General features: G+C 46.2%; 9 protein-coding genes. 6 read left to right on the top strand and 3 right to left on the bottom strand.

Annotated elements, in window-relative coordinates; translation table 11 throughout:
• Nucleotides 1-57 precede the first annotated feature (57 nt).
• Together AC2A06_RS01100 and AC2A06_RS01095 are read left to right on the top strand one after the other, a co-directional pair.
• Nucleotides 58-11,388, top strand: a complete 11,331-nt coding sequence (locus AC2A06_RS01100; RefSeq protein WP_484379077.1) for an amino acid adenylation domain-containing protein — start codon at nt 58-60, stop codon at nt 11,386-11,388.
• 146 nt (nt 11,389-11,534) lie between these two features.
• Nucleotides 11,535-12,122, top strand: coding sequence for a hypothetical protein (locus AC2A06_RS01095; protein WP_484379076.1), 588 nt, complete (start codon nt 11,535-11,537; stop codon nt 12,120-12,122).
• A 53-nt stretch (nt 12,123-12,175) separates the two neighbouring features.
• Here AC2A06_RS01095 and dsbG read toward each other — a convergent pair whose 3' ends face one another.
• From dsbG to AC2A06_RS01080, 3 genes are all read right to left on the bottom strand, one after another.
• Nucleotides 12,176-12,931 carry a thiol:disulfide interchange protein DsbG gene (gene dsbG / locus AC2A06_RS01090; protein ID WP_484379075.1) on the bottom strand — a complete coding sequence of 252 codons (756 nt, stop codon included), beginning with the start codon at nt 12,929-12,931 and terminating at the stop codon, nt 12,176-12,178.
• A 75-nt stretch (nt 12,932-13,006) separates the two neighbouring features.
• Nucleotides 13,007-13,567, bottom strand: coding sequence for a pentapeptide repeat-containing protein (locus tag AC2A06_RS01085; protein ID WP_484379074.1), 561 nt, complete (start codon nt 13,565-13,567; stop codon nt 13,007-13,009).
• Nucleotides 13,568-13,983: 416 nt separating this feature from the next.
• Nucleotides 13,984-14,289: a hypothetical protein gene (locus tag AC2A06_RS01080; RefSeq protein ID WP_484379073.1), complete on the bottom strand. Its 306-nt coding sequence runs from the start codon at nt 14,287-14,289 to the stop codon at nt 13,984-13,986.
• 419 nt (nt 14,290-14,708) lie between these two features.
• Here AC2A06_RS01080 and AC2A06_RS01075 point away from each other — a divergent pair, with 419 nt between their 5' ends.
• The 4 genes from AC2A06_RS01075 to AC2A06_RS01060 all read left to right on the top strand — a co-directional run bounded on the left by AC2A06_RS01075 (nt 14,709) and on the right by AC2A06_RS01060 (nt 17,626).
• On the top strand, nt 14,709-16,034 hold the full coding sequence (locus tag AC2A06_RS01075) for a tyrosine-type recombinase/integrase (protein ID WP_227736088.1): 1,326 nt from the start codon (nt 14,709-14,711) through the stop codon (nt 16,032-16,034).
• 112 nt (nt 16,035-16,146) lie between these two features.
• A complete protein-coding gene (locus AC2A06_RS01070; protein WP_223665204.1) occupies nt 16,147-16,605 on the top strand; it encodes a hypothetical protein in 459 nt (152 codons plus the stop codon).
• Nucleotides 16,602-16,832, top strand: coding sequence for a helix-turn-helix transcriptional regulator (locus tag AC2A06_RS01065; RefSeq protein WP_223665203.1), 231 nt, complete (start codon nt 16,602-16,604; stop codon nt 16,830-16,832). Before AC2A06_RS01070 ends, AC2A06_RS01065 begins: the two co-directional genes overlap by 4 nt.
• Nucleotides 16,833-16,921: 89 nt before the next feature.
• Nucleotides 16,922-17,626, top strand: a complete 705-nt coding sequence (locus AC2A06_RS01060; RefSeq protein WP_227736092.1) for a hypothetical protein — start codon at nt 16,922-16,924, stop codon at nt 17,624-17,626.
• Nucleotides 17,627-17,742 lie beyond the last annotated feature (116 nt).

The following is a 17,742-nucleotide window of genomic DNA, read 5'->3' as shown; positions in this document are numbered from 1 at the left end:
TAAACCTCACCACCGGGTAACAAAAAGTATTTTGTTATTTTAAGCAAGGAGCTACAAATGAATATTCAGTTAGCATCACCGTATACCAGAATATTTTGGACAGAATGGCAACTTGATCCATTGTCGAATAAATACAATATGATAATGGACCAAACTATTACTGGGTCACTGGATATCAATAAACTTGAGCGCGCCGTTAAATATCTGATTAATAAGTATCCTGTATTAGACAGTCATTTGGTTGAAGAGGATGGTCAGCTTTTATGGCGTAAAAATGCGCATACGCTGGTCACAGAGTTAGAAAAATGCGATAGCCTACAAGCTTTGGCAGCATTAGCCGCGCGCCCTTTCGACCTCAATAATGGCCCACTGTTTAGCTATGGTTATTATCATGATAAAGACAAAGATCTGTACGAGTTTGTCGTGGTCTATCATCATGTGATTATTGATGGGCTTTCAGTGGCTGACGCTTATGCTGAAATGTCGGATTATTACAATGACAATTTGATGACGGAAAATCATATTGTTAATGATAATTTTTTTTCGGAGAAGGTTCAGGAATATCTGTTTAAATTAAAAAACCTCTCCACTGCCAATCCGACAGAATTTTGGCAAAGTGCGTTGGCAGGATTGCCTAAAACGAACGACATTCCTTATATCCAGTACTTTGGGGAAGATTCCACTGAACGACAAGTAAAGTTCTATCTTCCAGTTAAAACATGGCAAGTTCTTAAATCGAATTTAAAACATACTAATGCATTTTTGGTGTTTAAAACTATTTGGGCTTTATTAATTGCCCGTTATTGCCAAAGCGAGGCAGTGCATCTTGCTTACCCGGTCTCGATGGAGAATGGTAGTCATCTGAGGTTAGGCGCACAGGTGAATACCGCGGTATTCCCTTTTTTTGTTCATCAAGACGATACTTTTGCTGATATTTATCAACGGACTTTGGCACACCACCACGATTTGAAAGCTAAGCCAGGGCTACGTTTTACTCGCTGGCCGATATATGAAGTGCTGAAAAGCACAGGGATACGACCCAACATCAGTTTTGCCCAAGCACATTTCAATGAGTTGACTCTGTCGCTGAGGGGATGCCAAACGCGCTGTCATCATCGGTTTGACCAGAGTCTGGCTAACGCTGAGCTCGTTTTGGAATATCAAGAACAGAACGATAATATCGCATTTCGTATCCGTTATGAGCCAGAACGCTTTGCGCCACAACAGATTGCCGCGATGGCTGAGCAGTTTCAGCAGTTATTAAACCAAGTCCTGTTGCACCCCGAAAAACCGTTAGCGAGCTTTCCATTGCTGACCCCAACCCAACAACGCCAGCAGCTAATCGATTGGAATCCCCCGCAGCCGGAAGCGATGATGGCAACAGGGACTTTACACCAGGCAATCACTGAACAAGCGCAAAAATACCCGCAACGCATCGCCTTGGTTGATGAGCAGCAACAACTAACCTACCTGGAGTTGGAGCAAAAAAGTAACCAGCTTGCTCGCTGTATCACGGAAAACTATCAGCGCATTGCGCAAAAAAGCATTAGCCCAGACACCTTGATCCCGTTTTGCCTGAACCGTGGCGTAGAGATGATCGTTACCATGCTGGCGATTATGAAAACCGGTGCCGCATATATTCCTTTAGAGCCTCAACTGCCCAAGCAACGTATCAGCTATATTCTGGCGGATAGTCATTGCCCAATGCTGATAACTGAACAGGCTTTAAAAGCAAAACTACAGGATATGGCGTTACCAGCAGCTTTGTGGGTACCGGATGCATTGGTCAATAGCAAGGCAGTGAGTGATGCACCTTTGCCTGTCGAGCACTCACCTCATCAGTTGGCTTATGCCATTTATACCTCTGGGACAACAGGGCAGCCCAAAGGCACCTTGCTGGAACACCAAGGGGTGCTCAATATGGTGCGTGGTTTTCAGGCGATGATCGGCGGTGCCGATAAAGCGCGCAACTGCCTGCAATTTGCCTCCGTAGTGTTTGACGCCCATGTGGCGGAAACCTACATCCCGCTGTGTGGCGGCCATACGCTGGTGGTGGCGACCGAGGAGCAACGTCATGATCTGCCAGCCTTATTGGCGCTGATTGAACGTCATCACATTGATTTTGCCCATTTGCCGCCAGCACTATTAAAGCTTCAACCGAACATTCCAGCTTGTTTATCACAAATTGTGGTGGCGGGGGAAGCGACATCTCTCACGTGCCTTGACCACTTCACGCAGCAAGGGCATCAGTTGTTTAATGCTTATGGCCCTTCAGAAGCGAGCGTGTGTGTCTCTATTAACCTTTATCGCCACAACGGGGCGAATAATATCGGGCGCCCATTGCCGGGTGTGCGCTTGTACGTGTTGGATAGCCAGCAGCAACCCTTACCCATCGGCGTACCTGGGGAGCTTTGTATCTCAGGGCTTGGGTTGGCACGGGGTTATCTTAACCAGCCCGAACTGATGGAGGAAAAATTTATTGCCAATACGTTTGCACAAGCGGACGAAAGCGAATTTCAGCGGCTTTACCGTACTGGCGACAAGGTGCGCTGGCTGCCGAATGGTGAACTGGAATATGTTGGCCGTAACGACGATCAGGTGAAAATTCGTGGTCATCGGATTGAACTGAGTGAAATTGAACAAGCCTTTGTTGCCGTGACGTCGGTTGCGCATTGTGCGGTAGTGGTTCGTGGGCAGGAGACGCCACGTATCGTTGCTTACTATGTCGCAGAGGTCACACTCAATGATCAATTGGTAAAACGTCAGTTAGCTGAACGGTTGCCAGATTATATGGTGCCAGCAGTATTGGTGCAGTTAATGGCGCTACCGTTGACCATCAACGGAAAACTGGATACGCAGGCGCTGCCTGAACCGGATTACAGCCAAGTTTGCGGTGATTATCGCATGGCAACTACCTATCAGGAAAAACAGTTGCAAGCCGTTTGGCAACAGGTGATGGGTCTTGAAGACATTGGGCTCAATGATGATTTCCTGCGATTAGGTGGCGATTCTATTACCGCGATCCGCTTGGTGTCGGAAATGCGCAGGATTGGCTTGGCATGCCGCACGCAAGATCTTTATCAATACCGTTCTATTGCCGCTTTGCTGGATAATTTGACCACTGCGGCCTTGCCCGATGCTGTGCTGCCTGAGCAGGGTAACCTTAGCCAAGCGATATCCTTGTCACCGACCCAACGCTGGTTCTTCGATCAAGCGTTTGAGCAGAGTCATTACTGGAATCAATCATTCCTGATCCGCGTACCTGAATTAGATTTGGGGCGTTTACAGCAGGCGATCAATACGTTGGTGGTTCACCATGATATGTTGCGAGCGCGTTTTACATTAGATCAGCAGGGTTCCCATCAGTATTACCAGGCTGAATTAGCCCCTCATCCGTTACGGTGTGCTCACCGAGCCACGCTGTCTGATGCTGAATTAGAGGCATTGTTCAGTCAGTGGCAGAGTGATTTTGATTATCAACAGGGCCCTTTGTGGCAATTCGGTTACGTTGATGGCTATCAGGATGGCTCTGCGCGTATTTTCTTCGCTTGTCATCATTTGATTATTGATGCGGTGTCTTGGCGCATTCTGGTCGAGGATTTACGTCGTTTGTATCTTGGCGAAGACTTGGTGTTAAAGTCTGCCAGCTATCGGCAGTGGGTGAATGCCTTACTGGATTATAAACCTGTCGATAAGCAAGAAGTGGATTACTGGCACTTACAGTGTCAGCGCCAGCACGATTACCGTAGTGATTTTGCGTTAAGTCATCAGGTTCACCTGCATTATGAGCAACTGGATACGGTGGTGACTGGCAGGCTGATGCAAATGAGCGATCAGGTAAATGACCTGCTGCTTACCGCATGGTTACGCACCTTGCGCCATTACAGCCATAGCAATAGCCATACGCTGATGCTAGAAAGTCACGGGCGCGATTTACCCTGCGGGCAAATGGATGTCGGGCGCACGCTTGGCTGGTTTACCGCGATGTACCCAGTAAACTTTACCTTAGCGGATAATCCACAGGCGGATATCGCCCAAGTACGTTCCGCTCTCGAAGCAGTACCGAACCATGGTATAGGCTACGGTGTATTACGTAATCGCGGCAACGAATCCGCGCTAGCCTTGCGCCACCCAGGGATAGTTTTCAACTTTTTGGGGCAATTTACCGACCAGGGTGGTGAATGGCAACTTCTGGCTGAACCCGCAGGGAAAAACAGCCATCCTGACAATACCAACCGCGAGCTGCTGATATTGAATAGCTGGGTGGCGAACCAACAGTTGTGTTTCCGCTTGGATGGTATGCTGACGGCATCGGTCTTAAGGGATGTCGCCCATAGATTCACCATTGAAATCAATCGGTTGATTGGTAACCATAACGAGTTACCGTGCATAATGGGCGATAAACTGCCCACAACGCTATGGGAGAAATTACAGCAACGCTATACACCGCAAGCGGTTTTCCCTTGTAATAGTTTACAACAAGGGTTTATCTATCATGCAGTTAGCCAACCGGACGATCCGAGTTATCGGGTGCAAATGGTGTTGGATTATCTTATCGAGCTAAACCCTACTGCCTATCGGCAGGCATGGGAAATGGCCATGGCGCGCTTCCCTATTTTGCGTACTTGTTTTAATTGGCAGTGGCAACCGTTGCAGGTGATTTGTGCAGAAGCGGCAATGGATTGGCAATATGTTGATTATCAACAACAGGTTGAGTGGCCATTGGCTCTTGAGCAGTTATGTGAACAACAGCTCACTCAGCCGTTTGATTTGCAACAACCAGGCTTGTTCCGCTTACGACTGGTGAAGATTAGCGAACAGCATTACTGCCTGGTTTATACCGTGCATCACAGCATCACCGATGGGTGGAGCGGCCAGTTATTGTTAAAATACGTACATCTTGCCTACCAACAATTACAAACAGGGCTGAAACCTGAGCGGCAACAGGAAATTACCTACCTGCAAGCACAGCGATACTATATGGCGCAGGCTGAAAACAGCCGAGCCTATTGGCAACAGCGCCAGCTTAACCAATGCCAGGCAAATGATATCTCTTATCTGCTTAGCGTGCCTTATGAGCCAAAAAGTATCACCAGCGTAGAACAAACCCTGTTAACGCGCCTGCTGCCTGCCGCTGTATTTTCATCGTTGCAGCAACTTGCACAGAACCAGGGGGTGACGCTGAATGTGATGTTGCAGTTTGTCTGGCATAAAATTCTGCATATATACAGTCGGCAGGAAGTCACTTTGGTTGGCACTACACTATCTGGCCGTAATCTGCCGATTGATGGTATTGAGGAAAGCGTTGGTCTGTATATCAATACGTTGCCGCTGAGGGTGGATTGGGATAACGATCACAGCTGTTTGCAGCAATTACAGGTCATTCAACGTTCGTTGAATGAGTTGGATGAATACAGCTATCAACCTCTGGCTGAACTGAGCTATGGCGGTGAGGCACTATTCCACACGTTGCTGGTGTTTGAAAACTATCCAAGCGTGGATATGCAGGCTATGCCGGTGAGCATTCGTGCTACCGCCGAGAAAACAGATTATCCCCTGAATCTGTTGGCACATACTACCGAAGACGGACTAATGCTTTCTTTGGCGTATGCCACCCCCTATCTGACCGAACAGAAAGCCGATACGCTGTTATCCTTGCTGGTCACGCTGTTGAGCTCTCTGCCAACTCATTTATATGTACCGCATTATAAATTACCCCTATTGCCAGTCAGTGGGATGGTTCAGCAACCCATGCCGGTAGCCAATTCGCCGTTTGACTATCAACACGCTCTACACCAGAATTTTATGGATTGGGCGCGGAAACACCCAGACGATATTGCAGTTATCGATGCATTGGGCAGTTGCAGCTATGGCGAGCTGTATCAGGCAGCGTTGGTATTATCAAACCAGATACGCCAGTGCGCAGGGCGTCATTCGGCATTGGTCGCTATTCTGATGGATAAGGGACGAGCCCAGGTGATCGCCATCTTGGCTACGTTGATGGCGGGTAAAGCCTACCAGCCGATGGATAAGTCATGGCCGGAAAAACGCCGCTTGACCATCGTTGAACAGGCCAATATCGAGATCGTCCTATGTGATGAACCTTGGCAGCATGCTGCTTTCACCTCTCTCGTGTTGGATAGTACCGGTAAAGCAGAAGGTATAGCGTCACCACAGCCTCTCTTGCCCCCAGAGCCGGTAGATCCTGAAGCGTTGGCGTATGTCATTTTTACCTCTGGTTCCACGGGCGTGCCGAAAGGCGTCGCAGTTTCGCATGCGGCGATCACCAATACCGTTATAGCGATGAATAGGCAACTGAATGTCGGCGCAGACGATGCCATTTTTGCTGTCAGCGCGTTGAGTTTTGATGTCTCGGTGTATGACCTGTTTGGCGTGCTATCTGCTGGGGGGCGTTTGGTGCTGCCTACAGAAGCACAACGCTATCAGCCGCAAGCTTGGTATCAGTTGGTATCACAGCATCGGGTGACTCTCTGGTTCTCGACACCCGCCTTGTTTGACCTGTTGCTCCAGCATGTGGAGCACTATGCCAGCGACTCTGATTCACCGTTACGTGCAGTGATGTTAGGGGGGGATTGGGTGCCACCTACATTGGCTCAGCGCTGTTTTACCTGGGCTGAGCAGTGTCGTTTCTTCAACTGTTGGGGGGTAACTGAAGCTGCTGTTTGTTCAACAATGTATGAAGTGGCGCAAACTGAGCAATTCCAGCAAAGTATTCCGCTTGGGATCACGTTGGCCAACCAGTCGCTTTATGTCCTGGATGAGCAACTCAAGCCCTTGCCACAGGGAATGGCGGGTGAATTGTATATCGGGGGCGCGGGAGTAGCACAAGGCTATTTCAATGACCCGCAGCGAACCAGCGAGCGCTTTATTTTCCATCCCACCACTGGTGAGCGCCTCTACCGCACTGGGGACTTGGGGCGTGTGCTTGAAGATAACGATATCGAGTTCCTCGGCCGTATCGACAATCAGATCAAACTCAATGGTTATCGCATCGAGCTGGGCGAAATAGAGCGTACCTTATCCGTCATGCCAGAAATCAGCCAATGTGTGGCGCTGGTGACTGAGACGAATCCTCGGATTTTGCTGTATTACACCGCCAGCCAAGTGATGGATAACGCTTACCTGCACCAACTGTTGGCGCAGACGTTACCAGAATATATGCGTCCGTCTGATGTGATCGCCTTGGAGAGCTTTCCATTAAGCGTCAGTGGCAAGATTGATCGCAAAGCGCTGCCGATACCTGGGCAGAGCGAGAGCCATAAAGAATACACTCCCCCAAGCGATGAGTGGGAAATGCTTTGCTGCGACTTATGGGCTGAGGTATTGCGTACTGAACGCGTTGGCGTCAACGATAATTTTTATAGTAGCGGTGGCAATTCGATTCAGGCGATTACCCTTTGTAACCGCCTGAGCCAAGCGTTGGCAAGGGAAGTGACTTTCGCGATGTTCAGTGCTTACCCCACTATCCGACAGTTTTGCCAGCACCTGAAACAGCAGACAGCGGTGCATGCGGCAGGGCCAATCGCAGCACAAAAGAAGACGCAATATCCACTATCCTCATCACAAATGCGTTTATGGTTTCTTGATGAACTGATGCAAGGCAGTGATCTTTATCAGGTTCCAGTGCTGTTCGAACTGGGGGCAGAGATTAATATCACCGCCTATCTGCAGGCATTGCAGGCGGTGGTCTCGCGCCATCATTTGCTGCGCAGCACGATAGTGCAAAATACGGCGTCGGGCGACACAGAGTTTTTACTGCACCAGAAACCGTTACCGCTGGAGCGTTTGCAAGTGGCTGCAGACCAATGGGAAGCCACTCTAGAAACGGCCATTCATCGCCCATTCAATTTGCGTAAAGAATATCCTATTCGCAATATATTGATCGAACGCCGGGAGACTGATGGGCGGGTAACCTGTTTCTCCTTGCTCAACGTGCATCACATCGCTTTTGATGGCTGGTCGGCCAACCTACTGTTGGCTGAACTTGAAGGGCATTATGCCTTCTTTGCCAAGGATACGCCGCTAACGTTACCTGAGCTGACTATCCAATATTCTGACTATGCGTTGTGGTTGGAGAGCCAACAGGGAAGTGAGCGCAACCAGGCTCGTCAACAATTCTGGTTGGACAAAATGCAAGGATACCAGTCATTGGAGCTCCCCACGGATTATCCTCGACCTAAAGAGTTTGATCATCGCGGAGCAACGGTTTCATTAAACATCGAGCTGGAACTGAGTGAGCAGTTGCGTAACCTGGCCCGAGCGACTGGCGTAACGCTCCACGCAGTATTACTGACTGGGTTCACTCTGCTGCTGGGTAAATACAGCCATCAGCAGGATATTGTTATTGGTGCGCCAGTAGCCAACCGGCCCCATTCTCAAATAGAACCGTTGATTGGTCTGTTTGTTAACACACTGGTATTACGTAATACCATTAACCCTGAATTACGGGTCGATGAAATGATTCGCCAAGTGTTCAACAATACCGTGGCCAGTCAAGAGTATCAGGACATGCCATTGGAGAAGTTGGTTGAAAGTTTGCATGTTGAGCGCGATCTGTCCAGACAACCGCTGTTTCAGGTAGTGTTCAGCGTCGAACAGGCGATGGAGACACAGGGGGAAAGGTCGCTATTTACTCCGCTTGACCTCATGCAATACTACCAGGTTGCGAAATTCGATTTGGGCCTGCTGATTGAAGATGGGCAACCACAGCTCGTCGCAAATATTAATTACGCCTGCGCGTTGTTTTCCCCAGAAACGATCGACGGTTTTATGCAGCATTTTCAGCAGTTGTTACGCGCGATGGTGCAAACGCCAGCGGCAAACGTGGCCAGCCTGAGCCTGCTAAGTGAAGCGAAACAACGTGAGTTACTGCAACCTGCTGTGGAGGCCAGACCCGCTGCTGAATATGCCTATGGGATTCATCATGGCTTTATGTCATGGGCCAAACAACACCCGAACGATATTGCGTTGATCGATTCACAGGGAAGTTGTACCTATGGTGAATTGTATCAATGGTCACTGACGCTCTCTAATCAGATCCGCCAAGGCAATTTTGGCCATTCAGACCTTATTGCGGTTGTGATAGATAAAGGGCGAGCGCAAATAGTGGGGGTGCTTGCCGTGCTGATGGCTGGCCGAGCGTATTTGCCAATGGATACGTCATGGCCAGAGAGTCGCAGGCTGAGCATCATACAGCATGCGAATTGCCGCCTGGTGCTTACCGATAAGCCTTGGCAGCGGGAGGAGTTTTCGACAATTTGCCTTGCGCCAGATGGGCGAGCGCTTACATTACCGGCCACAGAGGTGATTCTCCCTGCCGAAGTTGTGGCCCCTACGCAATTGGCCTACGTTATTTTTACCTCTGGCTCTACTGGCGTTCCGAAAGGGGTGGCCATTCAACATGCTGCGGCCAATAACACACTTGTCGATATCAATCATCGTCTTAATGTTGGTCCTGGTGATGCTACGCTGGCCATCAGTGCGCTGAGTTTTGATCTGTCGGTCTATGATATTTTCGGCATGTTATCGGCGGGAGGGCGTTTGGTCATCCCGAGTGAAGAACAACGCTATCAGCCGGAGGCTTGGTACTACCTGATGGTAGAGTACCGAGTAACGCTCTGGCAGTCTGCCCCAGCGTTGTTTGAGCTCTTGATGCAATATATTGAACGTGAAGGGCTGGCGCGCAATAACGCTTTAAGCCGCGTCATGTTAAGTGGTGATTGGATCCCGGTGAACCTGCCACAGCGCTGTCATCGTTGGGCGCCTGACTGCCGCTTTATCAGTGCTGGTGGGGCGACGGAAGTGTCCATCTGGTCGATTATCTATGAAGTGGAGAAAGGCGCGCTATTTCAGCAGAGTATCCCTTACGGTAAAGCGTTAACCAATCAATGCTTTTATATCCTGGATGAGCAGCTAGCGCCGGTGCCGCCCAACGTTATAGGCACGCTGTTTATTGGTGGTGCTGGCTTAGCTCTGGGTTATTTTAACGATCCAGAGAGAACTGCAGAAAGTTTTATCAATCATCCAATCACTGGAGAACGGCTTTACAGCACCGGTGATCTCGGGCGCTGGTTGCACGATGGCAATATCGAATTCTGTGGGCGGATTGATAATCAGGTCAAAGTTAATGGTTACCGGGTTGAGTTAGGCGAAATTGAAAATACCCTAATGGCGGTCAGTAACATCAAACAATGCTTAGTATTGAAAGATGCCGGTGAGCAAGAGCGCTTAATTGCTTATTACGTAAGCGATGCACCGTTGGATCACTCACGTTTGCTTACTCAGATTCAGGGGCATCTGCCGACGTATATGGTCCCTGCTGCGTTTATTTTTATGGCTGAGTTCCCGCTTAATGCCAACGGGAAAATAGACCGCAAACAACTGCCCTTGCCAGTTGATATGGATACTCGTCGTCAGTATGTAGCGCCAGAAACAAAACAAGAGCAGCAATTGTGCGTTTTGTGGCAAGAGATATTGCAACAAGAGGTCATTGGTGTGACCGATGATTTCTTTGCCTGCGGGGGGAGTTCTATTCTGGCAATTTCGCTGTGCCAGAAAATGTCTAGCATATTGTCTGAAACCGTACCAGTGGTGAAACTGTTTAAATACCGCACTATCCGCGGCATGTTGGCAGTGGAAAACTATCAGCCCGTTCAGCGAATTAACCGTTACCAGCGGGGGGCCGACAACCTGTGGATGATTCATCCTGCTTTAGTAGGGTGTGAAGCCTATCTCGATTTCGCCAAGGCGTTGGAAGGGGAGGTAAACTGCTTTGGGGTGGATAACTACAACCTTTATCACAGCGAGCAGCAATTGACCGAACTGTCCACCGTAGCCGCCTACTACCTGGCTAAAATGGAACAGCAAGGGCTGCTAGAACAACCCGTGATTCAACTGTTGGGTTGGTCTTTGGGTGGGGTGATTGCCCTGGAGATTGCCGCCATGCTAGAGGCCCGTGGCGTCAGGAATATCCAGCTTTACTTGTTAGACAGTTTCTATCAGGTCAAGGTTGATTATCAGGCTACACCGGACTTGCGTAAAAACATGCTGGCAGAGTTAGGAGTATATGGGGAGGCGGCGATACGGGCGTTGGTCGCCGAAGAGGCGGAGAATGCCATTGGCCGAGGAGAGATTTCTGGGCGATTACGGCATACCCAGGTTACGCTGTTCAAGGCCACCCAAATGTCTGCCTACTATCAATCCTTGGCTGGAGATCAACTGATAAAGTGTATTGAGGATAATGGTATAGCAGCGGTGTGTGACCAATTGAATATTATCCCGTTAGCCTGCAATCATCACAATATTCTTGATCGTGTGAGTGAGATTCGCAGCGTGGTATGCAACCAACATCATTCGATGGTCGTTTGACAAAACGTATGTTGACCTGCAGGGTGAGCCCATGAATGAGGCTCACCCTGTTTAATCGGTTAGGTTCCTAGGGCTTCCATCCCTTGCCGTCTACAAGTCACTCGAATTAGATGCTAACTATTGACGGTTGTTAGTAAGGAGAATCAATGAATTATCAAATAGCACCACTGTGGTTCTACTCAGGAAAAATTGTGTTGCTGGTGGTCGTGGCCATTGGCTTGGCCTTTTTTGGTATCAATGCCCCGATATTTTATTTTTTATTGGTAGGATTGGTCATACCTGTTGGTATTTCCGTTCGATTACACCAATTGAAAGAAAAAAGTTTGGTCGTGATCCCCAAAGAACTGTCTCAATGGACGGTCTATGTGCAGGGCATCCCGGTACAAGAAAACCGCAGTGTCTTGACTAACCCCTGTTTTGCTATTCAAACACACCTGCAAGCATTTTTCTTTCGGGCTTTTATGCTTAAAGGGCTGATTCAGGGGGCTACATTGTTGATGCTGATTGCGCAACTTTTCCGCACCACTAATCCGTGGATCTTACCCATCGGCCTATTTGTTGCGGTGTGGCTAGTTCTCAAGTGCATTGAGACAGGAAAAATATTGGTCGCTGTGGCACGCCAAACATGGTCACTGGAAGAAGTAACCAGCGAGACCGGTACCAGTTGGTATCGTGCAGGGTTCAGCAAACAAGAGCAACCGACAACAGCATTAGAGAGATTGTTAGCGCTCTAGTTTTTTAGGCGGGCAGCCACCTGAAGGCGGTTGCCCGATGTAAAAAACACTAACTATTGGCAGGCTACTAAATTTGCCATCTGCTCTGCATCAGGCAAGCCGAGGATTTGCTGTAGCACATTATCTTTATTCAGATAATAGATTGCTGGCGTTCCACTAGCCCCTAACTGCTCCATAATTTGCTGATTAGCCTGAATTTGTTTGAAGACCTCCGGAGGCGTACTTTTCAGTGTCGGCATTATTTTGCCGTTCGAACTCTCTAAATCGCTCCAGGTTTTTTGTGGATTATCTGACGCAAGCACCGCAGCCGCATATTGACCACTCTCTGGGCGAATAACGCCCACCAGCAGCGTGGTGGTTTTAATCTTATTCTCTTTCAGATGAGGCTGTATCTGTTGCCAGAATTTTTTGCAGTAGGGACAAAAAACGTCGGAAAAGACCACTGCATGGCAGAGAGCCCCTTCATTACCTTCTTTAATACCTGGCATATTCACTAATCGTTGCCACATTTCACGACCAGCGGGGATATAAATTTCTTGATTGATAATTTTCTCACTGAGATTATTACCTTTATCATCATAAAGATAACCGGCAATAACATGCTTTTTATCTGGCGTAAGATACAAGGTCACCCCCGTATCCTGATGCTTGCCAAGCCAGCCTTCCACTCCACCTGGTGCGGTAAAGGGTTTAATAATCTCAATGCCTTGCTTCTCAATTTGCTTGATCGGTTCTGGCAAATTAGTCGTTTGTGCCTGTGTTGTCAGGCTGAGCAACAAGAGCGTGCAGACGAGTAAAGACGTTTTCATTGTGGAGCCTTATTTATTCACCAAAATTTCAAAAAATTCCCATAACAGTGGGTAGAAAACTTATTTCTAACAGTATCATGAGATGATGACTCCTATCCTTTTAAGAATTTTTGAACCAGCATCCTGAGGGATTTTTATAGATGATATTTTGTTTATTTCATGATTGATGTCAAGACCTTCAGTCATGGAGAAATCACAGCGTGATAAATCAGAATGCCTGAATTCTGTATTATAAAACCCCGATCCAGAGAAATCTGATTTACGAAGATCAACTCCCTCGAATAAACAATCTCTGAAATTGGTAGACAAAAATTTTGATTTCTGCAATCTCAACCCGATAAAGTCAATGAACCTCAGTTCACAACTGTCAAGAGAGAATGTACAAGGAAAAATAATGTCAGATGCATTAATTCCCTGCAATAAACAACTTTCGAACTCGCAATCAATCAGTCTAAAAAAATCAAGCTTTATGGTCTTCAGCGAACAATTTATGAACCGGCACTTTTCAAACTCACAGTCGCGAAGGTTTACATTATCAAGCTGTATACGTTCGAATATACAGTTGTAGTAGCTTATATTTGATATCTTAGCTTCGGCTAACTTTCGCTTTGTTATTTTTTTTTCAGATATTTCCACAAGTTAACCCCTTGGCCTCATGATTTCTTTGATAATGTAGCTCGTTCACTGAAGGTAACCGTACTAACTCGTTAACCTTTAAAGCAAATTCTGGATGCGGTGTCTGCTCTGGAGAACACTCAATGTACCATTTCTGGCCACATTCCATGCAGCGATAGATGGATTGCGAGTGATCAAGCTGTGGTTCGAAATGCTCACTCTCCGGTGTTTCGAAATAGTGATTATTAATCGAAGCCCCCGAAAACTGAAAGCCCCGCTCCCGGTATTCGATTTCAGCCACACAAGTTGGAAGTTTTCTGCAATTACACATAGACCTGCGTTACATTTAGCCGCACAACAGGGTAACTGTTGTACCAGTGAAAATATCTGTTAACTGAACTAAAACTGGCTCTAGTTCACATTGATACCAAGGAGATTTATAGCTCCAGGATCTCTTGAACCCAATCCCTCCAGCACTCGCTGTTAAGCGGAGATTCAACAGTGCCGGGACGAGATGCAAACCACCATGCCTTCACCTGTTCATATTCAGAACTCGTGAGTGTAAAAGGATGCCAACGATCCATCCTGCCATCTTGGTCACATGGATCACTACCAGCGATGAGGAATTCATTTAAGAAAGGTAACGGTGGAAAATAGCCACAATCATCAATGACACCAAAGATGCCGTACAGCACTTTGGTGTTTTCATCTAAAACGCGTTTAGCATTATTAATGTTATCCATAGTCACCATTTAGCTCGCAGAGGAACCATTTGAATCCCTTGATTTAACTTACTGTATACCAACAAATAGCACTTGATGTGGGTTGAACCGGGTAGAATCAGGTAGAATTTAGACATGCAGGAATCAGCTAATTCACTGAATTTTAGGCATAAAAAAAGACGTCTGTTGACATCTGTTTACTTCAAAATGGTACGCCCTACAGGATTCGAACCTGTGACCTACGGCTTAGAAGTGCGTAGGTAATACACTTCCAAGCCTCTAAATAATCGCATAATATTTATTATTATCCAATTAAAACAATATGATAAATAAAAAACCTCATTGACGAAAATTGATGAGCGTTGATCTTTATAGCCTCAATTTACTTACACCAGCCGTTACATTAGCATCTGGTGTAAGTATTCAATAAGGAGCTACAAATGGCATCTTCGAGACAAAAATTCACCTTCGAACGATTACGTAGATTTGAACTAACTGAAGGAAAATCGCAAGAGTTTCTTTGGGATTCAGACGTAACAATGCTGGCCTGCCGTGCAACTAAAGGGACAAAAGCATTTATCTTCCAGAGTGTATTTCTAGGGAAAACTCTGCGCATGACGATTGGCAAGATTAGCGACTGGAAAATCGATGATGCACGTACTGAAGCACGAAGACTTCAGATGCTTATTGATACAGGGATCGATCCCCGCATTGCTAGGGCAGAGAAAATTGCTGCCGTAGAATCACAACAGGCTGAATCACGCAGAGGGAAAGTTATGTTCTCTACTGCCTGGGAAGAATATCTCAAAGAACTGAAAACGGGCATCAGCGCCAAAACTAAACGCCCTTACTCACCACGCTACCTTGCGGACCATATCAGGCTTTCTGATCGTGGGGGAAAGGCAAGAAAAGTCGGTGATGGTTTAACTATCGCCGCACCATTAGCATGTTTCCTTGATTTACCTTTATCAGAAATCACCCCAGTGCTCATTACTGAGTGGCTGACAAAGGAGAGACAAACCCGCCCGACGGTCACAGCCAACTCATACCGCATCCTTCGAACATTTTTGAAGTGGGTCGAGGACCACAAGCAGTTTCAGAGGATTATTCCTGTTGATCTCACCCAAGACCGTAATGTCAGAAAAATGGTACCAGTATCTGCCAGTAAAGCAGATGACTGCCTTCAGAAAGAGCAGTTGAAGAGCTGGTTCACTGAAGTAAGACGGTTAAGCAATCCTGTGATTTCAACCTATCTCCAGGTTCTTTTGCTCACGGGGGCACGGCGAGAGGAAATAGCATCTCTACGTTGGACCGACATTGATTTCAAATGGTCCAGCATGCGGATCAAGGATAAGGTTGAGGGCGAACGTATTATCCCATTGACACCTTATGTCTCAACTATTCTGGCTGAACTGGCTAGAACATCAAAAAGTGATGTTAGTGAAGATCGCTGGGTCTTCACCAGTAATAGTAAGAGTGGGAAAATTGTCGAGCCTCGAAAGGCACATAACCAGGCATTAGAGCAGGCAAACTTACCCCATATCAGTTTGCACGGCTTACGTCGGAGCTTTGGAACACTGTCAGAATGGGTGGAAGTACCAACAGGCGTTGTAGCTCAAATCATGGGGCACAAACCGAGTGCGCTTGCGGAAAAGCATTACCGTCGACGCCCTTTAGATCTTTTGCGAAAATGGCATGAAAAGATTGAGGCATGGATCTTAAAACAAGCAACAATTCGCGAAAAAATAAGTGTCGATCTGCGTTGATTTAATTAAAAATCAAATGGTTAGATTTTTTTGAAGGAATTGACAGAAATGGATTTTCAGGTGAGAATTCCAACTGTGTCCTTCATGACCACTTTTAAAACAGGAAATAAACATGATGATAGATTCAAGTATTGAGTCCACAGAAATCAGCCAGGAGGCTATCAGAGCTCGATGGGGGGTCAATTCAACAGTGTCACATCAGACTGTCAACATCTCAGAATCTTGGGAACAAGTTATCCAGCATCTGAAAGACGTTAGGTTTGGTTTTCATAAATCTGTGGCGCGTGCCAAAGAAAAATGTTCATTGCTCAGGAAAAGAATGCGCAACATTACGCTGCATAATGTTGTTGCCCGTATTGTGCCGTTCAAAAACCAGACATCAAGATCACATCAAAGTACAACAAAATCGGTAAAAAGCACTTCGCCTTCAGGATCAAGTGATGGTAGTGACCCCGATCCTGAAACTGTTTCCTCCTCGCTCAAAGTAGCTTCTTTCAAAAAACTCCTCCAAAAATTAATACAACCCAATGCTTTCTTTGCCCACATCTTAAACAATGAGGTGGCAAAATGAACGCATTCGAACTCTCAGATACCACCCAGCCACAACTCATTTCAACAACTGAGTTAGCTAAAATCATTAGCTATAAATCCCAAACCATTCGCAAATGGCTTTGCCAAGATAGATTACCTGAAGGGTTGCCTCGGCCAAAACAAATCAATGGTCGCCATTATTGGTTATATAAGGATGTAGAAAACTTTATATTAAGTTTCTCGGCTGAGGTAACCATTGATAATTAAGATAACCTTGTCCTTTTGTTTTTAATTTGCATGCTATTCCACTGTTAGCAGTGGAATAGTAGATTTGATATTAAATAAAGGAAATCATTATGCCAATGAAAGTTACATTTTCTACAAATGACATTTCTACGATGAGCGTTTACAAAGAGGTTAGTCGAATCAAAAAACGTTCTGTATCCTTCGTTATTCGTCAAACACTACGTGAAGCTGCACCATCACTTTTGAAAAAACAAGTACCATTTCTTAGTGGAGCCATAAAAAAAACAGATTCAGAATTTTATCTAGATATATGGAAAAATCATATTCAGATGTCTAATGATATTCTGGATGCAATGAACTTTAAAAATAATATTATTGGACAGAGAATGGGCCATCTTGAGAGAGGTGAAATTATGGGGAAACTTAACAAGTTAATGGATGAAAGTGAAATAAAAAACACCATTTATATTTATATAGAAAGAAAAGTCAGTTACGCAAAAAGATTTGGATCGGGTATTAGCACTATCCTATCACTTAGAAAAACAATTCATGAGGGCATTTTTTTTGATATAAAAAGGGCTGTATTAATTCCTATCATTGAATTAATAGCTTACAGAATAGATAGTGTTTTAGAAAAGAATTGCATAGATTTTTCGTTTCCTCATATTTGCTGGATACCTATTTATTACATTAATGATAAGGCAGTGATGATCCCTGTCATTCGTAGATGTGACGTTTCATCTTTAGCTCAGTCTGAGGGTGAGATCATCATAATCAATCCTTTTGATGACGCAATCAGAAATGAAATTAATTAATACAATAAAACACGACGCTGACTTTTTCTCATAACAAATAAATCTGTTAAACAGGTTTTTACATTATCACACAACAAACATGAAACTAAACCATGATGCTTTAAGGCACCTAGAGG

The sequence above is a fragment of the Serratia sp. HNCC26DJ244 genome, from assembly GCF_057180565.1.
This window is presented reverse-complemented; position numbering and strand designations above follow the sequence as displayed.

What these genes read in the sequence shown, in the direction of transcription:
- AC2A06_RS01100 (WP_484379077.1), top strand. Translation starts at nt 58, where the DNA reads ATGAATATTCAGTTAGCATCACCGTATACCAGAATATTTTGGACAGAA.
- AC2A06_RS01095 (WP_484379076.1), top strand. Translation starts at nt 11,535, where the DNA reads ATGAATTATCAAATAGCACCACTGTGGTTCTACTCAGGAAAAATTGTG.
- dsbG (WP_484379075.1), bottom strand. Translation starts at nt 12,931, where the DNA reads ATGAAAACGTCTTTACTCGTCTGCACGCTCTTGTTGCTCAGCCTGACA.
- AC2A06_RS01080 (WP_484379073.1), bottom strand. Translation starts at nt 14,289, where the DNA reads ATGGATAACATTAATAATGCTAAACGCGTTTTAGATGAAAACACCAAA.
- AC2A06_RS01075 (WP_227736088.1), top strand. Translation starts at nt 14,709, where the DNA reads ATGGCATCTTCGAGACAAAAATTCACCTTCGAACGATTACGTAGATTT.
- AC2A06_RS01070 (WP_223665204.1), top strand. Translation starts at nt 16,147, where the DNA reads ATGATGATAGATTCAAGTATTGAGTCCACAGAAATCAGCCAGGAGGCT.
- AC2A06_RS01065 (WP_223665203.1), top strand. Translation starts at nt 16,602, where the DNA reads ATGAACGCATTCGAACTCTCAGATACCACCCAGCCACAACTCATTTCA.
- AC2A06_RS01060 (WP_227736092.1), top strand. Translation starts at nt 16,922, where the DNA reads ATGCCAATGAAAGTTACATTTTCTACAAATGACATTTCTACGATGAGC.